Annotated in this window: 15 protein-coding genes; 10 read left to right on the top strand and 5 right to left on the bottom strand. The window is 69.3% G+C overall.

Annotated features, from left to right (window positions below; all coding sequences use genetic code 11):
* Positions 1-21: 21 nt before the first annotated feature.
* Together QMG39_RS08935 and QMG39_RS08930 are read right to left on the bottom strand one after the other, a co-directional pair.
* Positions 22-1065, bottom strand: coding sequence for a DMT family transporter (locus QMG39_RS08935; RefSeq protein WP_444979318.1), 1044 nt, complete (start codon positions 1063-1065; stop codon positions 22-24).
* Positions 1066-1176: 111 nt separating this feature from the next.
* A complete protein-coding gene (locus QMG39_RS08930; protein ID WP_281884158.1) occupies positions 1177-1482 on the bottom strand; it encodes a hypothetical protein in 306 nt (101 codons plus the stop codon).
* Between the two features lie 149 nt (positions 1483-1631).
* On the opposite strand from QMG39_RS08930, the gene QMG39_RS08925 reads away from it, so the two are divergent.
* From QMG39_RS08925 to QMG39_RS08910, 4 genes are all read left to right on the top strand, one after another.
* The gene (locus QMG39_RS08925; protein ID WP_281884156.1) at positions 1632-2744 is read left to right on the top strand and encodes an alcohol dehydrogenase catalytic domain-containing protein; all 1113 of its coding nucleotides are present in this window, start codon (positions 1632-1634) and stop codon (positions 2742-2744) included.
* A gap of 54 nt (positions 2745-2798) precedes the next feature.
* Positions 2799-3551: an SDR family oxidoreductase gene (locus QMG39_RS08920; RefSeq protein WP_281884154.1), complete on the top strand. Its 753-nt coding sequence runs from the start codon at positions 2799-2801 to the stop codon at positions 3549-3551.
* Complete coding sequence (locus tag QMG39_RS08915) at positions 3548-4024, top strand: MaoC family dehydratase (RefSeq protein ID WP_281884152.1); 477 nt, start codon at positions 3548-3550, stop codon at positions 4022-4024. Before QMG39_RS08920 ends, QMG39_RS08915 begins: the two co-directional genes overlap by 4 nt.
* A gap of 122 nt (positions 4025-4146) precedes the next feature.
* On the top strand, positions 4147-4626 hold the full coding sequence (locus QMG39_RS08910; protein WP_281884150.1) for an AAA family ATPase: 480 nt from the start codon (positions 4147-4149) through the stop codon (positions 4624-4626).
* Between the two features lie 42 nt (positions 4627-4668).
* Here the strand turns inward: QMG39_RS08910 and QMG39_RS08905 are convergent, their stop codons facing one another.
* Entirely contained in the window at positions 4669-5892 is a 1224-nt protein-coding gene (locus QMG39_RS08905) for an acetyl-CoA C-acetyltransferase (protein WP_281884148.1), read from the bottom strand.
* A gap of 91 nt (positions 5893-5983) precedes the next feature.
* Positions 5984-7186: an acyl-CoA dehydrogenase family protein gene (locus tag QMG39_RS08900; protein WP_281884146.1), complete on the bottom strand. Its 1203-nt coding sequence runs from the start codon at positions 7184-7186 to the stop codon at positions 5984-5986.
* Positions 7187-7313: 127 nt separating this feature from the next.
* Here QMG39_RS08900 and QMG39_RS08895 point away from each other — a divergent pair, with 127 nt between their 5' ends.
* The 5 genes from QMG39_RS08895 (at position 7314) to QMG39_RS08875 (ending at position 12618) form a co-directional block, all read left to right on the top strand.
* Positions 7314-7994 (top strand): QsdR family transcriptional regulator, encoded by a 681-nt coding sequence (locus QMG39_RS08895; RefSeq protein WP_281884145.1) that lies wholly within the window; start codon positions 7314-7316, stop codon positions 7992-7994.
* Positions 7995-8038: 44 nt separating this feature from the next.
* A complete protein-coding gene (locus QMG39_RS08890) occupies positions 8039-8473 on the top strand; it encodes an acyl-CoA thioesterase (RefSeq protein ID WP_281884143.1) in 435 nt (144 codons plus the stop codon).
* 175 nt (positions 8474-8648) lie between these two features.
* Positions 8649-9776, top strand: a complete 1128-nt coding sequence (locus QMG39_RS08885; protein ID WP_281884141.1) for a phosphotransferase family protein — start codon at positions 8649-8651, stop codon at positions 9774-9776.
* Positions 9776-11038, top strand: a complete 1263-nt coding sequence (locus tag QMG39_RS08880; protein WP_281884139.1) for an acyl-CoA dehydrogenase family protein — start codon at positions 9776-9778, stop codon at positions 11036-11038. Before QMG39_RS08885 ends, QMG39_RS08880 begins: the two co-directional genes overlap by 1 nt.
* On the top strand, positions 11035-12618 hold the full coding sequence (locus tag QMG39_RS08875) for a long-chain-fatty-acid--CoA ligase (RefSeq protein WP_281884137.1): 1584 nt from the start codon (positions 11035-11037) through the stop codon (positions 12616-12618). Before QMG39_RS08880 ends, QMG39_RS08875 begins: the two co-directional genes overlap by 4 nt.
* Positions 12619-12876: 258 nt before the next feature.
* Here the strand turns inward: QMG39_RS08875 and QMG39_RS08870 are convergent, their stop codons facing one another.
* Positions 12877-13449, bottom strand: coding sequence for a hypothetical protein (locus tag QMG39_RS08870; RefSeq protein ID WP_281884135.1), 573 nt, complete (start codon positions 13447-13449; stop codon positions 12877-12879).
* A gap of 294 nt (positions 13450-13743) precedes the next feature.
* Here QMG39_RS08870 and QMG39_RS08865 point away from each other — a divergent pair, with 294 nt between their 5' ends.
* Positions 13744-17295: an SIR2 family protein gene (locus tag QMG39_RS08865; protein WP_281884133.1), complete on the top strand. Its 3552-nt coding sequence runs from the start codon at positions 13744-13746 to the stop codon at positions 17293-17295.
* Positions 17296-17353: the final 58 nt, after the last annotated feature.

Genomic DNA, 17353 nt, shown 5'->3' with positions numbered 1-17353 from the left:
GTGGATGCGCCGTCCCAGGTTTCAGCGACCGGGCGCCGCCGGCGCGCCCGCCGCGATGGCCCGGCGGCGCAGCAGCGCGTCGACCCGGCCCTGCGCGAGCAGGATGCCCACGAGCACCAGCACCGCGCCGACCGGCTCGTGCCAGCCGAACCGCTCGTGCAGCAGCAGCACGCCGAGCACGACGCCGACGACGGGCGTGACGTAGGTGACGGTCGACATCGCGGTCGGACCCCACGCGCGCAGCACGTTCACCTGCCAGATGTAGGCCAGACCCGTGCCGAGCACGCCGAGCGCGAGCAGGCTCAGCACGATCGTCAGGTCGAGGTCGACCGGCTGCCACGCGACCACGGGCGTGAGCAGCGCCATGATGACGCCCGCGATGCCGATGTTGAGGAACGCGAAGGTGGTCGGCGCGATCGGCCGCGAGCTGAGGAACTTCTTCGTGTAGCCGAGGCTGAAGCCGTAGCAGACGACCGCGCCGAGGCACGCGAGCTGGCCGGCGAGCTCGCCGCCGAGGGAGACCTGCCAGGGCCCGATGATGACGAGCACGCCGACCACGCCGACGCCGACGCCCGCCCAGCGCAGGGTGGTCAGCCGCTCGACGCGGAACGCGAGCGTGGCCATGAGCGCGGTCGCGATGGGCGTGACGGCGTTGTAGATCGACGCGAGGCTCGAGGTGACGTACTGCTCGGCCCACGCGAACAGGGTGTGGGGGATCACGCAGAACGTGACGGCGATCACGGTGAAGTGCACCCAGACCATCGGTTCGCGCGGCAGCACGGGGCCGGCGCCGACGCGCGGGCGCATGACGGCGACGATGATGCCGAGGGTCAACCCGCCGAGCACGAGCCGCGACCAGGAGACCTGCGAGTAGCTCACGCCGTCGAGCGCGACCTTCATGAAGAGGAAGCTGGCGCCCCAGATCAGCCCCATGCCGACGAACTGGAGCGCGACCGAGAGGCGGCCGGGGCCTGTCGCGTTGGCCGATGCGGGCGAAGGGGATGCCCCGGAGCTGCCGGGTGTGGAGGGCGCCTGTGCGATCGCGCCGGTGTTGCCGTGTGTCACGAATCGGACGCTACTCGGCGTTCGGGCGCCGCGCGTGGGGCGGAGGACGCGATGTCCGGATTCCGCCGATCGACGGCAGGAACGGATGCGGGCGGCATCCGCTGCCCTCGGTCAGCCGATCGTGTGGTCGGTGCCCTCGTCGCCGCGCGCGCGACGGCCGCGGCGGCCGCGCGGGGCCGCCGGCAGGGCGGGCCGCTCCTCGTAGCCGTGCAGGCCCGCGTCACGGATCACGGCGCGGCGTGCGCGCGTGCGCTCGTCGCGTCGCCGGGTCGCCGCGTCGCCGTCCGTGCCGCGCGCGTCGGAGGACGCGTCGCGCCGCACGTCGGGCTCACCGCGATGCCGGGCCTCGCGCGGGTCGCCGGCGACGTGCCGTGCGGTGTGCAGGCGCTCCTCGATCGGGGCCATGCCCTCGCTCACGCGCACGTCTCGCCGCCGCGGAGCGTCGGGCTGTCGTTGCACACAATGCAGAATAATCGAGAGCACCGACATGCGAACATTCCGACTGTTCGGTATGTTAGGAACCCGCACCGGTCCGAGGGAGGTCCGGGCGGAACCGGGAGGGGTCGATGGAGATCACGGCAGCCGTGCTCGAGGCGTGCGACCGACCCCGCCCGTTCGCCGCGTCGCGCCCGCTCACGGTGCAGGAGGTGTCGCTCGACGATCCCGGGCCGACCGAGGTGCGCGTGCGCATCGAGGCTGCGGGCATCTGCCACTCCGACCTGTCGGTCGTCGACGGAAACCGGGTGCGCCCCACGCCGATGGTGCTCGGGCACGAGGCATCCGGCATCGTCGAGGTCGCGGGCGATGCGGTCGACGACCTCTCGCCGGGCGACCGGGTCGTGCTCACGTTCCTGCCCCGGTGCGGTGCATGCGCCGGCTGCGCGACCGACGGGCGCCTGCCGTGCGAGCGCGGCAGCGCGGCGAACGCCGCCGGCACGCTGCTCGGCGGCGAGCGCCGGCTGCACCGCGCCGGCCCGGCCGGCAGGCAGGACCTCCACCACCACCTCGGCGCCTCCGCGTTCGCCACGCACGCCGTGGTCGACCGCGCGTCCGTCGTGCCCGTCGACGCCGACGTGCCGCCCGACGTCGCCGCGCTGCTCGGCTGCGCCGTGCTCACCGGCGGCGGGGGCGTGCTGAACGCCGCGCGACCCGCGCCGGGCGAGACGGTCATGGTGGTCGGACTCGGCGGGGTCGGCATGGCCGCGCTGCTCGTCGCGGTGGCGCTGGGTCACCCCGTGATCGGCGTCGATGCGCTGCCCGACAAGCTCGGGACGGCGAGGCAGGCGGGTGCCGCCGAGACGTACACGCCCGAGGAACTGGCCGCCCGGGGCATCCGCTCGCCTGCCGTGATCGAGGCGGCGGGGCATCCGCGCGCCTTCGAGACCGCCTTCGCCGCCACCGCCCCCGGCGGCACGACCGTGACCGTCGGCCTGCCGCGCCCCGACGCGACCTCGACCATCGCGCCGCTCACCCTCACCGCCGAGGCGCGCACCGTCGTCGGCAGCTACCTCGGCTCGTCGGTGCCGTCACGCGACATCCCGCGCTACGTCGACCTCTGGCGGGCCGGCCGACTGCCCGTCGAGCGACTCGTCTCGGGTGAGGTCGCGCTCGCCGACGTGAACGAGGCCATGGACGCGCTCGCCGGCGGCCATGTGCTCCGGCAGCTCATCCACCCCTGACCCGCCGAACCATCCCGACCACGCACCAGCCCCACCACCACCGAGAGGAACCCCATGACCGAACGCATCGCCATCGTCACCGGCGCCGCCCGCGGCATCGGCGCCGCCGTCGCCCGACGCCTGGCCGCCGACGGCAACGCCGTCGCCGTGATCGACCTGCAGGAGGCGGCGACCGCCGAGACGGTCGACGCGATCACCGCCGCGGGCGGCCGCGCGATCGGCATCGGCGCCGACGTGTCCGACTCCGCCGCCGTGGCATCCGCCGTCGCCCGCGTCGCCGACGAGCTCGGTGCGCCGACGATCCTGGTCAACAACGCCGGCATCCTGCGCGACAATCTGCTCTTCAAGATGACCGACGACGACTGGGACCTGGTGATGCAGGTGCACCTGCGCGGCGCGTTCCTGATGAGCCGCGCGGTGCAGGCGCACCAGGTCGAGGCGAAGTGGGGGCGCATCGTGAACCTGTCGAGCACGTCTGCGCTCGGCAACCGCGGGCAGGCGAACTACGCGGCCGCGAAGGCGGGCATGCAGGGCTTCACGAAGACGCTCGCGATCGAGCTGGGCCGCTACGGCGTGACCGCGAACGCGATCGCGCCGGGGTTCATCCAGACCGACATGACCCGCGCGACGGCCGAGCGCATCGGCGTGCCGTTCGACGAGTTCGTCGCCGCGACCGTGCAGCAGATCCCGGTGCAGCGCGCGGGCGTGCCCGACGACATCGCGGCGGCTGCGTCGTACTTCTGCTCCGAGGAGGCCGGCTTCTGCTCGGGCCAGGTGCTCTACGTGGCGGGCGGGCCGACCTCGTGACCGCGACCTTCGACTCCCCCGCCGCGCTGGTCGAGGCGGTCGCCGCCGGCCCCGTCTCGCTCGGCCCCGGCGAGTGGTTCACCATCGACCAGGCGCGCATCGACGAGTTCGCCCGCGCGACCGAGGACCACCAGTGGATCCACGTCGACGTCGACCGCGCGAAGGCCGGCCCGTTCGGCGCGCCGATCGCGCACGGCTTCCTGACGCTGTCGCTGCTGTCGGCGCTCGCGTCACCACTGCTCGACGTGCGCGGCGTCGCGATGGGCGTGAACTACGGCTTCGACCGCGTGCGGTTTCTCGCGCCGGTGACGGTCGGCTCGCGCGTGCGGGTGGTGGGACAGGTGACGGATGCCACGCCGGGGCGATCCGGCGTCCGCGTGACGCAGGACCTCACCGTCGAGATCGAGGAGTCGGAGACGCCCGCCCTCGCGGCCCAGTGGCTGACGCTCGTCGTGCCGCGCCCCGCCCCCTGACTGACTCGCGTTCTCGATTCCCGAGTCGTCATGAAATGTCGGACTCCGAGCATGGATAACGACACTTCATGACGACTCGTTGGGGGCGACACGCGCGGAGTGATGGCGCTAGTCTCCCCACTGTGCTGATCGTGCTGCGCGGCAACTCGGGGTCGGGGAAGAGCACCGTCGCGCGCCTGCTGCAGGCCGAGCTCGAGGGGCCGACCGCGAATCTCGGGCAGGACCACTTCCGCCGCGAGGTCTACCGCGAGTCGGACCACAACGACATGGCGCACGCCGAGCTGCTCGAGCTCGCGGCGGTGCACTGCCTCCGTCGCGGCGACCACGTCATCCTCGAGGGCATCCTGAGCACCCACCGCTACGGCGAGATGATCGAACGCATCGCCGCGCACTCGACGGACGCCCGGTTCTTCGCGTTCGACCTCGACTTCGACGAGACCGCGCGACGGCACGCGACGCGTCCGCTGGCCAACGAGTTCGGCGTCGATGAGATGCGCGAGTGGTACCACGGCTGGCAGCCGCTCGCCTTCGTCGAGGAGCAGCGCATCGGCCCCGACGAGTCGCCCGAGCTCATCGTCGCGCGCATCCTCGGCCGCGCCTGATGCGGCGCGGGCGGCCCGACCCAACGGACCGCCCCGCAGCCCTCAGCTCAGCCGCTCGACCACCATCGCCATGCCCTGGCCGCCGCCGACGCACATGGTCTCGAGGCCGAACTGCGCGTCGCGCGCCCGCAGGCCGTTGAGCAGCGTCGACGTGATGCGCGCACCGGTCATGCCGAACGGATGCCCCACCGCGATCGCGCCGCCGTGCACGTTGAGCTTGTCCCACGAGACGCCGAGCTCGCGCGCCGACGGAATGACCTGTGCCGCGAACGCCTCGTTCAGCTCGACGAGGTCGATGTCGTCGATCGTCAGCCCGGCACGCCCAAGCGCCTGCCGGCTCGCCTCCACCGGCCCGAGCCCCATGATCTCGGGCGAGAGCCCGGTCACCCCGGTCGACACGATCCGCGCGAGCGGCGTCAGCCCCAGCTCGGCGGCCTTCGCATCGCTCATCACCACGAGCGCAGCGGCGCCGTCGTTGAGCGGGCACGCGTTGCCGGCCGTGACCGTGCCGTCGGGCCGGAACACCGGCTGCAGCCCGGCGAGCGCCTCGACGGTCACTCCGGGCCGCGGCCCGTCATCCGACGACACCACCGACCCGTCGGGCAGCGTCAGCGGCGTGATGTCGCGTTCGTAGAACCCGTCGGCGATCGCCTGCTCGGCCCGGTTCTGGCTGAGCGCGGCGTACTCGTCCTGCTCCTCGCGCGAGACGCCCGTGAGCTGCGCCACGTTCTCGGCGGTCTGGCCCATCGCGATGTACACGTCGGGCAGCAGGTCGTCCTCGCGCGGGTCGTGCCAGGTCGTCCCGCCCTCGGCAGACCGCGCCGACCGCGCCACGGCCTCCCCGAACACCGGGTTCTCGAGCTCGGCGCCCGGAATCCAGTCGGCCGACCCGATGCCCATGCGGCTCACGGCCTCGACGCCGGCTGAGATGAACACGTCGCCCTCGCCCGCCTTGATCGCGTGGAACGCCATGCGCGTCGACTGCAGGCTCGACGAGCAGTACCGGTTCACGGTCGTGCCGGGCAGGTGGTCCATGCCGAGCAGCACCGCGACCACGCGCCCGATGTTCATGCCCTGCTCACCGCCGGGCTGTCCGCAGCCCATGATGAGGTCGTCGATCTCGTGCGGGTCGAGCTCGGGCACCTTCGCGAGGGCGGCGGCGACCATCTGCACGGCCATGTCGTCGCCGCGCATGCTCACGAGCGATCCCTTGCGGGCGCGCCCGATGGGCGAGCGGGCGGTCGAGACGATCACTGCTTCGGTCATGCGGATGCTCCTTCGGGTCGGGGTTCCCGCAGGCCGGCGACCGCGCCTGCGGGGTCTGGGTCAAGGGTGACGGATGCCACTGGATGCACGCTCAGCGGAACGCCGCGATGCCCGTGATGGCGCGGCCGACGATGAGCTGGTTCATGTCGTACGTGCCCTCGAACGTGTAGACGGCCTCGGCGTCGGCGAAGAACCGTGCGAGCCCGTGGTCGAGCTGGATGCCGTTGCCGCCCGCGATCTCGCGGCAGAGCGCGACGGTCTCGCGCATCATTTTGGTCGTGAACGCCTTGGCCATGGCGGAGTGGTGGTCGTGCTGCTCGCCCTCGCCCTCCATCTCGGCGAGGCGCACGCACATCGCGATCGACGCGGTGATGTTCGACAGCGCGGTGGCGAGCTTCTCCTGGGTGAGCTGGTACGACGCGATCGGCTTGCCGAACTGCACGCGCTCCTTCGAGTAGGCGAGCGCGGCCTCGTAGGCGCCGACGGCGACGCCGATGGCCTGCCAGGCGACGCCGGCGCGGGTGAGGCGCAGCACGACGGCGAGGTCGCGGAACGAGTCGATGCGCTGCAGGCGATCGCGCTCGGGCACGACGACGTCCTCGAGCACGATGTCGGCGTTCTGCACGCCGCGCAGCGACTGCTTCCGCTCGATCTTCGTCGCGGTGAACCCGATCGCGGGCGTGCGCACGATGAAGCCCTTGACCTGGTCGTCGGCGGTGTCACGCGCCCAGATGATGACCATGTCGGCGAAGGTGGCGTTGCCGATCCAGCGCTTGGCGCCGTTCAGCACCCACTCGTCGCCGCGGCGGGTGGCGGTGGTCTCCAGCCCGCGCGCGGTGTCGGAGCCGTGCCCCGGCTCGGTGAGCCCGAACGCGCCGATGACCTCGCCCCGCGCCATCGGGCCCATCCACTCGGCCTTCTGCTCCTCCGAGCCGCCGACGGCGATCGAGGTCATGCCGAGCCCGTTGTGCACGCCCACGAGCGTGCAGCTCGACGGATCGACCCGCGCGATCTCGAGCGCGACCCACGCCCGGTACAGCTCGCTGTTCTCGAACTGGCGGGTCTCGGGCCAGGCGGCGCCGAAGACGCCGAGTTCGGCGAAGCGGGGAATGAGGTGCACGGCGCTCTCGGCGCGGTCCCAGTACTCGTCGGCGATGGGCTTCAGCTCCCCCTCGAGGAAGGCGCGGATGCGGCCGAGCGACGCCTGCTCCTCAGGCGTGAGCGTCGACTGGAACCCGTAGAAGTCCGCCGCGAGCAGCGGGGTCTCGGTCAGCGTGGTCATCTGGTCGGTCATCGTCGGCGTCCTCTCGACAGCGTCGTCGGTGCATCCCCGGTCGGGGCGTGCAACATTCTACGGATTGTTGCACACTTGTCCAGCGGCCGGGTTACAGTGGGGCTGCGAACCGGTGAGAGGAGCGGCGATGACGACGACGGATGCCACGGGCACACGACCCGCGGAACCGGCCGCCGACGAGGCATCCGCCCCTCGTCTCGGGCTCGTGGCCGTGCGCGCCGTGCCGACCCGGCTCAGCGATCGCCTCGGCATGTCGGGCGAACCGCACGCCGACGCGCTGCGGGCCTTCCGGGCCGCGCGGCACGAGTTCATCGCCGGGTCGCGCATCGACATGGGCGCGCTCGCGGCCGACCTCGGCGTCGACCGCACGTCGCTGTTCCGCTGGGTCGGCAACCGCGACGCGCTGCTCAGCGAGGTGCTCTGGTCGCTCGCGATCCCGACCCTCGACCGCGCCGACCACCCCGAGCTGCACGGCCCCGCGCGCCTGGTCGAGCTGCTGAGCGCGTTCGTCGACGCCCTGATCGACGCCGACTACTTCCGCACCTTCCTCACCCGCGAGCCCGCCCGCGCGCTGCGGCTGCTCACGACCGCAGACAGCGAGATCCAGCGCCGGCTGCGCGTCGTCATCGAGACCGCGATCGACGAGGAGGCCGTGCGCGGCACCTACGCGCCACCGCTGCCGACGGCCGACCTGGCGTACCTGCTCGCGCGCATCGCCGAGTCGTTCATCTACGCCGACCTCATCACGGGCGACGAACCCGACGCTGCCAAGGCGCGCGACGCGTTCGCGCTGGTGCTCGGGCGATGAGCGGCACGCGCCCGGCGAGCGCCGGCACGGCAGAGGGCGAGCGGATGCCTCGCCCAGCCGACTACGGCCACCTGGCGTCGTTCCCGACGAGGTGGAACGACAACGACGTGTACGGGCACGTGAACAACGTCGTCTACTACGCGGCGATGGACAGCGCGGTGAACGCCTGGATGATCGCGCGCGGGCTCGACATCGAGCAGGGCGACGCGATCGGACTCGTGGTGAGCTCGTCGTGCGACTACCACGCGTCGGGCGCCTACCCCGACGTGCTCGAGGTGGGCGTGCGCATCGGGCGCCTGGGCACGTCGAGCGTGACGTGGGAGACCGGCATCTTCCGGGCATCCGACGCCGAACTGCTCGCGACCGGGCGCTTCGTGCACGTGTTCGTCGACCGCGAGTCGCGCCGGCCGACGCCGGTGCCGGCCACGCTGCGGGTGGCGATGGAGCGCGAGCTCGTCGTCGCCGGCGGCGAGGGCTGAGCTCGCCGCCGGGCTGACCGACGGCGCCTACCGGCCTGAACCGCCGCCCCAGCCCGCCGCGGAACGCCCGCGCGCCCGGTCCGCACACGTCGCTCACAATAAACCGACCGGGCGGTATGCTAGTCTCTCGACACCGGGATCCCGCGACGACGCGGCCCGGCCGGGAGGACGAGACGTGGACGAAGCACTGGCGCCCACCGCCGAGCGCGGCACCCGCACCGCGGCGGCGGTCGACACGGCCGCACCCGCCGGGGTCGACCCGGTCGCGCTGCGCGCCTGGCTCGCCGACCACCGCCCCGACCTGCTCGGCGCAGACCCGCTCGACGGCGCGCTGACGGCCACGCTCCTCGCCGGCGGCAAGTCCAACCTCACGTACCGCATCGACGGCGGCGCCCGCCCGATGGTGCTGCGCCGCCCGCCGCTCGGACACGTGCTGCGCACCGCGCACGACATGGGCCGCGAGTTCCGCATCATCTCCGCGCTCGCCGGCACCGACGTGCCCGTGCCCGCCGCCTACGTGCTCGTCGACGACACCGACGGCACCGCTGGCGTCGGCACCGACTTCTACCTGATGGAACTGGTCGAGGGACGCATCCTGCGCACCGCGGCCGACAACGCCGGCTTCGACCCCGAGACGCTCAACGGCCTGGGCTTCCGCCTCGTCGAGACGCTCGCCGCGCTGCACGAGCTCGACCCGGCCGACGTGGGCCTCGCCGACTTCGGCCGGCCCGACGGGTACCTCGCGCGCCAGGTGCGCCGGTGGGGGCAGCAGTACGACGGCTCGCGCAGCCGCGACCTGCCCGACCTCGACCGGCTGCTCGACCGCATCGCGAACGACATCCCCGAGACCAGATTCACGTCGCTGCTGCACGGCGACTTCCGGCTCGACAACGTGCTCGTCGCGCAAGACGCCGGCGGCCGCGCGAGCGTCGCGGCGATCCTCGACTGGGAGATGGCGACCATCGGCGACTCGCTCGCCGACCTCGGGCTGCTCGGCCTCTACTGGAACCTCGCCGAGGTCGGCCTCGGCTCGCCCGACCTCGGCCTCACGGCCATCGACCCGGCCGTCGGGTATCCCGAGTTCGACGAGCTGTGCGCGAGGTACGCCGAGCTCAGGGGCATCCGCCTGCCGTCGCTGTCGTGGTACCTCGCGTTCGCGGCGCTGAAGCTCGCGATCATCCTCGAGGGCATCCACTACCGGCACGAGGCCGGCGAGACGCTCGGGCCCGGGTTCGACGGCATCGGCAACCTCGTCGCGCCGCTCGCGCGCTACGGCCTGCGCGCGCTCGAGGAGGACGCCTGATGGACTTCGCGCCCAGCGCCCGCGCCGCCGCCGTCGCCGACGAGACCCGCCGGTTCCTCGACGAGGAGGTGCTGCCCGCGGAGCCGGTGCTCGCGGAGCAGCTCGCGGCGACGCCCGACGAGTGGGGCTTCCGCCCGGTCGTCGACGACCTGCGGCGGGCGGCCCGCGAGCGCGGGCTGTGGAACCTGTTCCTGCCCGGCACCCGCGACGACGGAAGCGCAGGATTGTCGAACCTCGACTACGCCCCCGTTGCCGAGCTCAGCGGGCGCAGCCCGAAGCTCGCGCCGGTCGCGATGAACTGCGCCGCGCCCGACACGGGCAACATGGAGCTGCTCAACGACTTCGGCACGGCTTCGCAGCGCGACGAGTGGCTGGCCCCGCTGCTCGATGCGCGCATCCGCTCGGCCTTCTGCATGACCGAGCCCGAGGTCGCGTCGTCGGATGCGACGAACATCGCCACCCGCATCCGCCGCGACGGCGACGAGTTCGTGATCTCGGGGCGCAAGTGGTGGTCGACCGGGGCGATGAACCCCGACGCGACGCTGTTCATCGTGATGGGCAAGACCGACCCGGATGCTCCGCGCCATCGCCAGCAGTCGATGGTGCTCGTGCCCCGTGACGCCCCCGGCGTCGAGGTCGTGCGGCCGCTCACCGTGTTCGGCTACGACGACCGCGACCACGGCGGGCACGCGGAGGTCGCGTTCCACGACGTGCGCGTGCCGGTGTCGAACCTGCTCGGCGGCGAGGGCGAGGGGTTCGCGATGGCGCAGGCGCGGCTCGGGCCCGGTCGCATCCACCACTGCATGCGCCTCATCGGCATGGGCGAGCGCGCCATCGAGCTGATGCGCGAGCGCGCCGGGTCGCGGGTCGCGTTCGGCCGGCCGCTCGCCGAGCAGGGCGTGGTGCGCGAGTGGATCGCCCGTTCGCGCGTCGAGCTCGAGGCCATGCGCCTGCTCGTGCTGAAGACCGCGTGGCTCATGGACACCGTCGGCAACCGGCAGGCGATGACCGAGATCCAGTCGATCAAGATCGCCGTGCCCGGCACCGTGCAGGGCATCCTCGACCGCGCGATGCAGCTGCACGGGGGCGGTGGAGTCTCGAGCGACCACCCGCTCGCCGAGATGTACGCTGCCGCCCGTACCCTGCGCCTCGCCGACGGCCCCGACGAGGTGCACCTGAACTCCCTGGGGCGCGCACAGCTGCGCGACCCCGCCTGGCCCTTCCCCGGCACGTCAACGACGACGAAAGGCACCCTGACATGACCGACCGCATCATCGACGGCTACGGCCGCGCGACCATGTCGATCGCGGCGATCCTCTCCGAGACCGCGCACCGCATGCCCGACAACGTCGCCCTCATCTGGAACGACGAGAAGACCACGTACGGCGACCTGTGGCGCCAGACCCGCGCCTACGCCGGCGCCCTGCGCGACCGCGGCATCGGCCCGGGCGACCGCGTCGCGATGATCGTGCCGAACGTGCCCGACTTCCCGCGCGTCTACTACGCGGTGCTCTCGCTCGGTGCGGTCGTCGTGCCCGTGCACCTGCTGTTCAAGGCCGACGAGATCGAGTACGTGCTGCGCGACTCGGGCGCGAAGCTCGCGGTCGTCGCCGCGCCGATGCTGCAGGAGGCCGGGGCGGCCGCCGCGCGTGCGGGCGTGCCGATGGTCTCGGTGCTGCTGCCCGAGGCCATGAAGGACCAGGTTCCGGTGCCGCGGCTGGAGGACGAGGCATCCGTCGCCGTGCCCATCGAGCGCTACGCGTCGGTCTCGCCGATGGACGCCGCCACGGTGCTCTACACGAGCGGCACGACCGGCAAGCCGAAGGGCGCGGTCGGCATGCACCTCGGCATGATCGAGCAGGTCAACACGAACCTCATCGACACGTTCCCGCTGCAGAGCGACGACGTGCTCTTCGGCGGCCTGCCCCTGTTCCATACCTATGGGCAGATGTCGGTGCTGAACATCTCGTTCCGCAAGGGCGCGGCGATCATCCTGCTGCCGAAGTTCGACGCCGACGAGGCGCTCGCGCTCATGACGAAGCACGGCGCGACGCTGTTCACGGCCGTGCCGACCATGTACATCGCGCTGCTGCACGCGGCGCGCCGGCAGTCGGAGCACCCGCAGCTGCGCTTCGCCGTGTCGGGCGGGGCGGCGCTGCCGGTGAGCGTGCTCGAGGAGTTCGAGCGCACGTTCGGTGCCGAGGTGCACGAGGGGTACGGGCTGACCGAGACGTCGCCGACCGTGGCGTTCAACTCGGTCGGCGTGCCCACCCGCCCCGGCACGGTCGGCACCCCGCTCTGGGGCGTCGACGTGGAGATCGCCGACGCCGAGGTCGAGGATCAAATCGTGCTGCTGCCGCACGGCGAGGCCGGCGAGATCGTGGTGCGCGGGCACGCGCTGTTCGCGGGCTATTTGGCGATGCCGGATGCCACGGAGGCGGCGTTCACCGACGGCTGGTTCCGCACCGGCGACATCGGCACGAAGGACGACGACGACTACATCACGATCTGCGACCGCAAGAAGGACATGATCGTGCGCAACGGCTACAACGTCTACCCGAGCGAGGTCGAGGCCGTGCTCATCCAGCACCCCGACGTCGCCAACATCGCCGTCTTCGGCCTCTCAGATGAGACCCGCGGCCAGGAGGTCAACGCCGCGGCCGTGCTCGAGCCCGGCGCATCCGTCACCGAGGCCGAGCTCATCGCCTGGGCCCAGGAGCGCATGGCCGCCTACAAGTACCCCCGCCACATCGACTTCGTCGCCGAGCTGCCGCTGGGTGCCAGCGGCAAGGTGCTCAAGCGCGAGTTGGTGGCGCGGTACTCCGCGGTGGTGGCGCATTGACAGCCAGTAGCCCACATCGGCCGCGAATCCGAGAGAACTTTCGCCTGAAGATCGATGAGTCGCCGGATTCATGCCGGTCGGAGCCACCGTCAAAACGCCGGCGCGGGCGGGCTGCCTCCCTCCACGACGGTGCCGGCTGCCTGCACACGTACAAACTCCCGAACGAGGCAAGGCCGATCGGGCACCTGAGGACCCACACGATTGCAGCAGGAGTCGGCCGACCGGCAGCTAGGGTACTTCTGACAAGCGCCCGTTTGTCTACGGGTAGCCCGCCTTAGGGCTGGCGAAGCCGACTGACCCCCTGTCGCCAAGGACACTGATCTGCACACCGCGCGCATTCGCCTCGTCCTGTGCGAGGTCCATTGCTTCGAGATACGAACTTGAGGCGGAACCAGTAACCTCTCCGATCAGTTCATTGCCGGGACGCGAGTAGAGGGTGTACGTGACAATGTTGTGTGCAGCCTCGCGGTGCTTCAGGCCTACACGCGCTGAAAGTTCCGGTTCGCTCCATCGATCTACATCCTCAGGATCCAAATGGAGCCCCCGCTCGACTGCGTAGTCGACCACCGTTGCCTGCACGGTGCGGGCGCTCTCCACGAGCGCCTCGGCGTAAGTCCGAATATCGTCGAGTCGTTCAGTGAGCGTGTCGACATCTTCGTCCCGCAGCGCTTCGGCGAGCTCCTCGTAGGCGTCACCGACTGATTTCATCGGGACCAGCGCCCGGACTCGTACCGGAATCGGCACGAGAACCTGCTGGATGATCCAGAGAGCCCGCTCGCGAAGTTCGTCCAAACTGGGACGAACACCCGCATCCGGATCCTGATTGGTCAAGTGGTTCTCGCCTCCATCGCGTCATGGTCCTTCGTACAGTACGCGCGCCCGAACCGTAGGGCGACTCACGGCACCTACCTCCCCGCACAATTCTCTGCGCCGGGGTAACGTGAGTTTTTCCGTGTGGTGAGAGTCAGGAGCTATGACGCTCCGTGTGAGAGAGTTCGAGATGGCGCGGTCAGCGAAGCCGAAGCCCCACAGGTGTCTGGTGCAGCCCCATTGGGCGGAAGCAAACAGGCCGCGCGGAGACAACGAGGCGCAACTCCTTGCAATGAATGAGGCTTTGATCGGCTAATGTGGATCACCGGTGATGTTGAACTGCCCGATGAAGTGCTCGCCGCACAGGCAGAAGGTCGCCTCGTGTTCTTCGTTGGTGCAGGAGCAAGCGTTGCACCCCCTTCAGATCTTCCGCTGTTTGGGGTGCTCGCCGAGAAGTTGGCGGTCCTAGCTCGCGTCCCATACGACGACGCGGTCGCGATCGACTATTTCCTCGGCTCGATGCCGGATGATTTCGACGCCCACGGTCACACTCGAGACATCATCTCGACTGCCAACTCAATGCCGAACTCGACCCACGGCGCTATCGTCCGACTAGCTTCTGCCACAGGCTCCTTGAGGGTGGTGACGACCAACTTCGATGACCATCTTGCCTCAGCAGCTGCTAGTGAGGGCATCGCTATTGCGGACAAGTGGATCGGACCGGCGCTACCTCTCGGGGATGACTTTGAAGGGCTCGTACACCTTCACGGCTCGGTGACACGGCATCCGCGCGAACTTGTTCTCACCGATCAAGACTTCGGCCGCGCCTACCTCACCGCTGCATGGGCGACGCGGTTTCTATTGCCTATGTTCCAGCGGTTCACCGTCGTCTTCATTGGCTATAGTCACGACGACCCGATCATGCGTTATCTCGCACTAGGCCTGCCTTCTGGCACCCCCCGCTTTGCCCTAACCAGCGCCGACAGCGCACATGACATCAAGTGGAAACGACTCGGCGTCCGGCCCGTGGCGTACCCGGTGTCGGGTCATGATCATGGGGCGCTCGTTCGAGCCCTCATAGCGTGGGATGTCCGCGCTCGGATGGGACAGATCGAGCATGGCGCCCGGATCCAGGAGATCGTTTCCGCTGGTCCGACTCTTACTCCGGTGGATCGCGACTATCTGATTGAGCGGCTAACTTGCCGTGAGGGTGCTTCCGACTTTGCAAAGGCGACCACGTCCGAGTCGACTGAGCTGAAGCTCGAGTGGCTTCGCTGGCTGGAGAGTTTCGCGGGTTTCAGAGAGCTCTTTGAGCCCGGGGACGTGGACGAGGCCTCGGCCATCCTAGGGAAATGGTTCTGCCGCACGTTCCTCGCTGCCCCAGGCTTGCATGGAGCCGCACTTCAGACTGTGCAGCGCCTCGGCCAGACGTTCGCGGAACCGTTGTTCACAACGGCTGGCTTCTCCGTTGAGGAGTTAGATCAGGCAGACCCGACAGCAGGAGCACGGTGGCGCGCCTTTCTCGCGACGTCGGTGCACGGGTTTACCGCGCCCGCGCGATCGGACGTGTTGCTTCCGTTCGTTCCCGGCGCAGCGCCGCGAAGTGTTTCCGTCCTGCGTTTCGCTATCCGCCCGTTTCTGGTCCTCAAGCCTCGATGGTTCCTCGAGGAGCCCGAGACCCCGACGGCCGTGCCCGACGCCGACGTCAGTTGGCATGGCGACGAGTATGCGCTAACCCCTCACCTGTCCGCTGCAGTTCAAGCGGCGCGGCCCGGGGATCAATCGCTGGGTCTCGCGCTCGAGGAGGCATTGACCGCGGCCTATGACCTGCTCGATACATATCGTGGGGAGCCCGGTTGGGACGCGCTTTCATTCGGTCGTTCGGCGATTGAACCGCATCCGCAGGATGAGTTCCGCGAGCCCATCGATGCGATCATCGATGCACTGCGCGACTTCGGTCTTCGAGTGTATGCAACTCAACGGGACCTGCCCGGTAGATGGTGGGCAACTGGGCGCCAACTCTTCCAGCGAGTCGCTCTACACCTGACGGCGGTAGATTCGGATCTCGACTCGAATTCCAAGCTCGAATGGCTGCTGGACCGAAGCGATCTCTACGAGGACGGTCTGAAGCATGAAACCTATGCCGTCCTAGCTGCCAGCGTCGCCGGTGCATCCAGCGAGACTCGAGGGCGGGTGCTCGAGACCGTAATGGTCGGGCCGGATCTCCCCGCGGAATCTCCTGATCGCGATCGGCACGTGGAGTACGGCAAGTACAACTTGCTAGTGTGGCTGGTCGCCCACGCGCCGTCGTGGGTAGAGGCAAGCTCCGCTCTCGAGGCCATCCGACAAGCGAACCAGGACTTTGCTCCGAGAGATCATCCGGACTTCGACACATGGATGTCGTCCGGCACATGGGGCGGTCGACTGCCCGTAGATCCATCCGAGTTCACGGCTGGCATCCGCGCCGATGCCGCGACGACACTCGCGGATCTGCTCTCGAGAGACTTCTCTGAGCGGGCGTTCGATGAGCCGACCTGGCGTGACACGCTTTCTTTGCTCACGCAGTCGGTAGAGAGCGACGCATCGATTGGTGACAGCCTGTGGGACGAAGTCCTCTTGCAGGTCGCAGATCAGCCGCGACAGGCTGAGATGCTTCGCGCAATCGTGGCTGGATGGTCGAAAGCTGATCTCAATTCTTCAGCACTCGTTGCTATTGAGAGGACGAGCACGCTTGTGCCAGACGCTGAGGCGGCCTTTCAGGTTGGTCGATTCCTAGTTGAGCAGGTACGAAAGCGAGTCGATGATGTTGAAGATGACTCGCTGAAGAACATGCGAGCCATGGCGCGGGCGCTTTGGCTTGCACATGGTAGTGCGTTTAGTCATGCCCAAGGTGTTGACGTGATGTCGTTGGCACCTTTGTATCTGAACTCGTGGCCTGGGAGCCTTGCCCTCTACTGGCTGACCGAAATCGATAGGCGTTGGAGGCAGGACCGAGACGTTTGGGCTGGCCTCAACGAAGAGGAGCAAGAGGCGGTGATTCAGCTTCTAGCCGGCCCATCCCACGCCCTCGACGCGACACGTCCCGCGTTCACGAGCCAGTTGTTCTTCCTGTTTATGGCAGACGCCGACTTTGCCTCTGCGCACCTTCTCCCGCTGTTCAACGACGCCGAGAGCGCTGCGCTCGTCTGGAACGCGTTCCTGCACCACCCGCGATACAACGACAGATTGCTCGCGGCAGGTCTGCTTGACGCAATGGTGGCTGCATGGGATCGACTCGGGAGCATCGTTGAAGAGACGATCCGGCAGCAGTTCTTCGGCGTCGTGGTTTCGGTCGCTTCGTTTTCGGGCGTCACGAACGAAGAGCGTCAGGGGCTACTTGACCGAAGTGTGCTTTCGGAGAACGGTGCGTACGCGGAGCGCTTCGCGGGGTCAATCACTAGACTTCTCCGCGTTGATCGGGTTGATGGCGCGGCGATTTGGGAGCGGTGGTTGCGCGCTCACGTCCATGATCGACTCAATGGAGTCCCGCGTATCGCATCAGCAGATGAGCTCGCGTGCTGGGCTGACGCCGTCCCATTTTGCGGCACCGCTATCCCCGATGGCATCGCGCTTTTTGACGGGCGGGCCCCCGGGTTTGGCGAGCAGTCCGTTCTGACCGACTTTCCGGCCGGAGTCCTCGCCGCCCACGGGCCAGAGTTGGTCGAGTTCTTCGCGGCACGTGCAAGGAACACAGTCCGAAGCGGATTTGGTCTTTCCTACCGAGTTCGTCGGCTCGTTGATTTGATTCGATCGGAACTGGGCGATGAAGTCGCTGGTCCGCTCGTGGACGCCTTGCGTGCGAGGGGCTTCCTAGACGAACCGACTTGAGCAGTGGAACCATGGGTAGTGCCCAGGGATATTCTTTGACCTGGATGCCGTGACGCTA

This window comes from Agromyces rhizosphaerae, from assembly GCF_027925245.1.
Lineage (GTDB): Bacteria > Actinomycetota > Actinomycetes > Actinomycetales > Microbacteriaceae > Agromyces > Agromyces rhizosphaerae.
This window is presented reverse-complemented; position numbering and strand designations above follow the sequence as displayed.

What these genes read in the sequence shown, in the direction of transcription:
- QMG39_RS08925 (WP_281884156.1), top strand. Translation starts at nt 1,632, where the DNA reads ATGGAGATCACGGCAGCCGTGCTCGAGGCGTGCGACCGACCCCGCCCG.
- QMG39_RS08920 (WP_281884154.1), top strand. Translation starts at nt 2,799, where the DNA reads ATGACCGAACGCATCGCCATCGTCACCGGCGCCGCCCGCGGCATCGGC.
- QMG39_RS08905 (WP_281884148.1), bottom strand. Translation starts at nt 5,892, where the DNA reads ATGACCGAAGCAGTGATCGTCTCGACCGCCCGCTCGCCCATCGGGCGC.
- QMG39_RS08900 (WP_281884146.1), bottom strand. Translation starts at nt 7,186, where the DNA reads ATGACCGACCAGATGACCACGCTGACCGAGACCCCGCTGCTCGCGGCG.
- QMG39_RS08895 (WP_281884145.1), top strand. Translation starts at nt 7,314, where the DNA reads ATGACGACGACGGATGCCACGGGCACACGACCCGCGGAACCGGCCGCC.
- QMG39_RS08890 (WP_281884143.1), top strand. Translation starts at nt 8,039, where the DNA reads ATGCCTCGCCCAGCCGACTACGGCCACCTGGCGTCGTTCCCGACGAGG.
- QMG39_RS08880 (WP_281884139.1), top strand. Translation starts at nt 9,776, where the DNA reads ATGGACTTCGCGCCCAGCGCCCGCGCCGCCGCCGTCGCCGACGAGACC.
- QMG39_RS08875 (WP_281884137.1), top strand. Translation starts at nt 11,035, where the DNA reads ATGACCGACCGCATCATCGACGGCTACGGCCGCGCGACCATGTCGATC.
- QMG39_RS08865 (WP_281884133.1), top strand. Translation starts at nt 13,744, where the DNA reads ATGTGGATCACCGGTGATGTTGAACTGCCCGATGAAGTGCTCGCCGCA.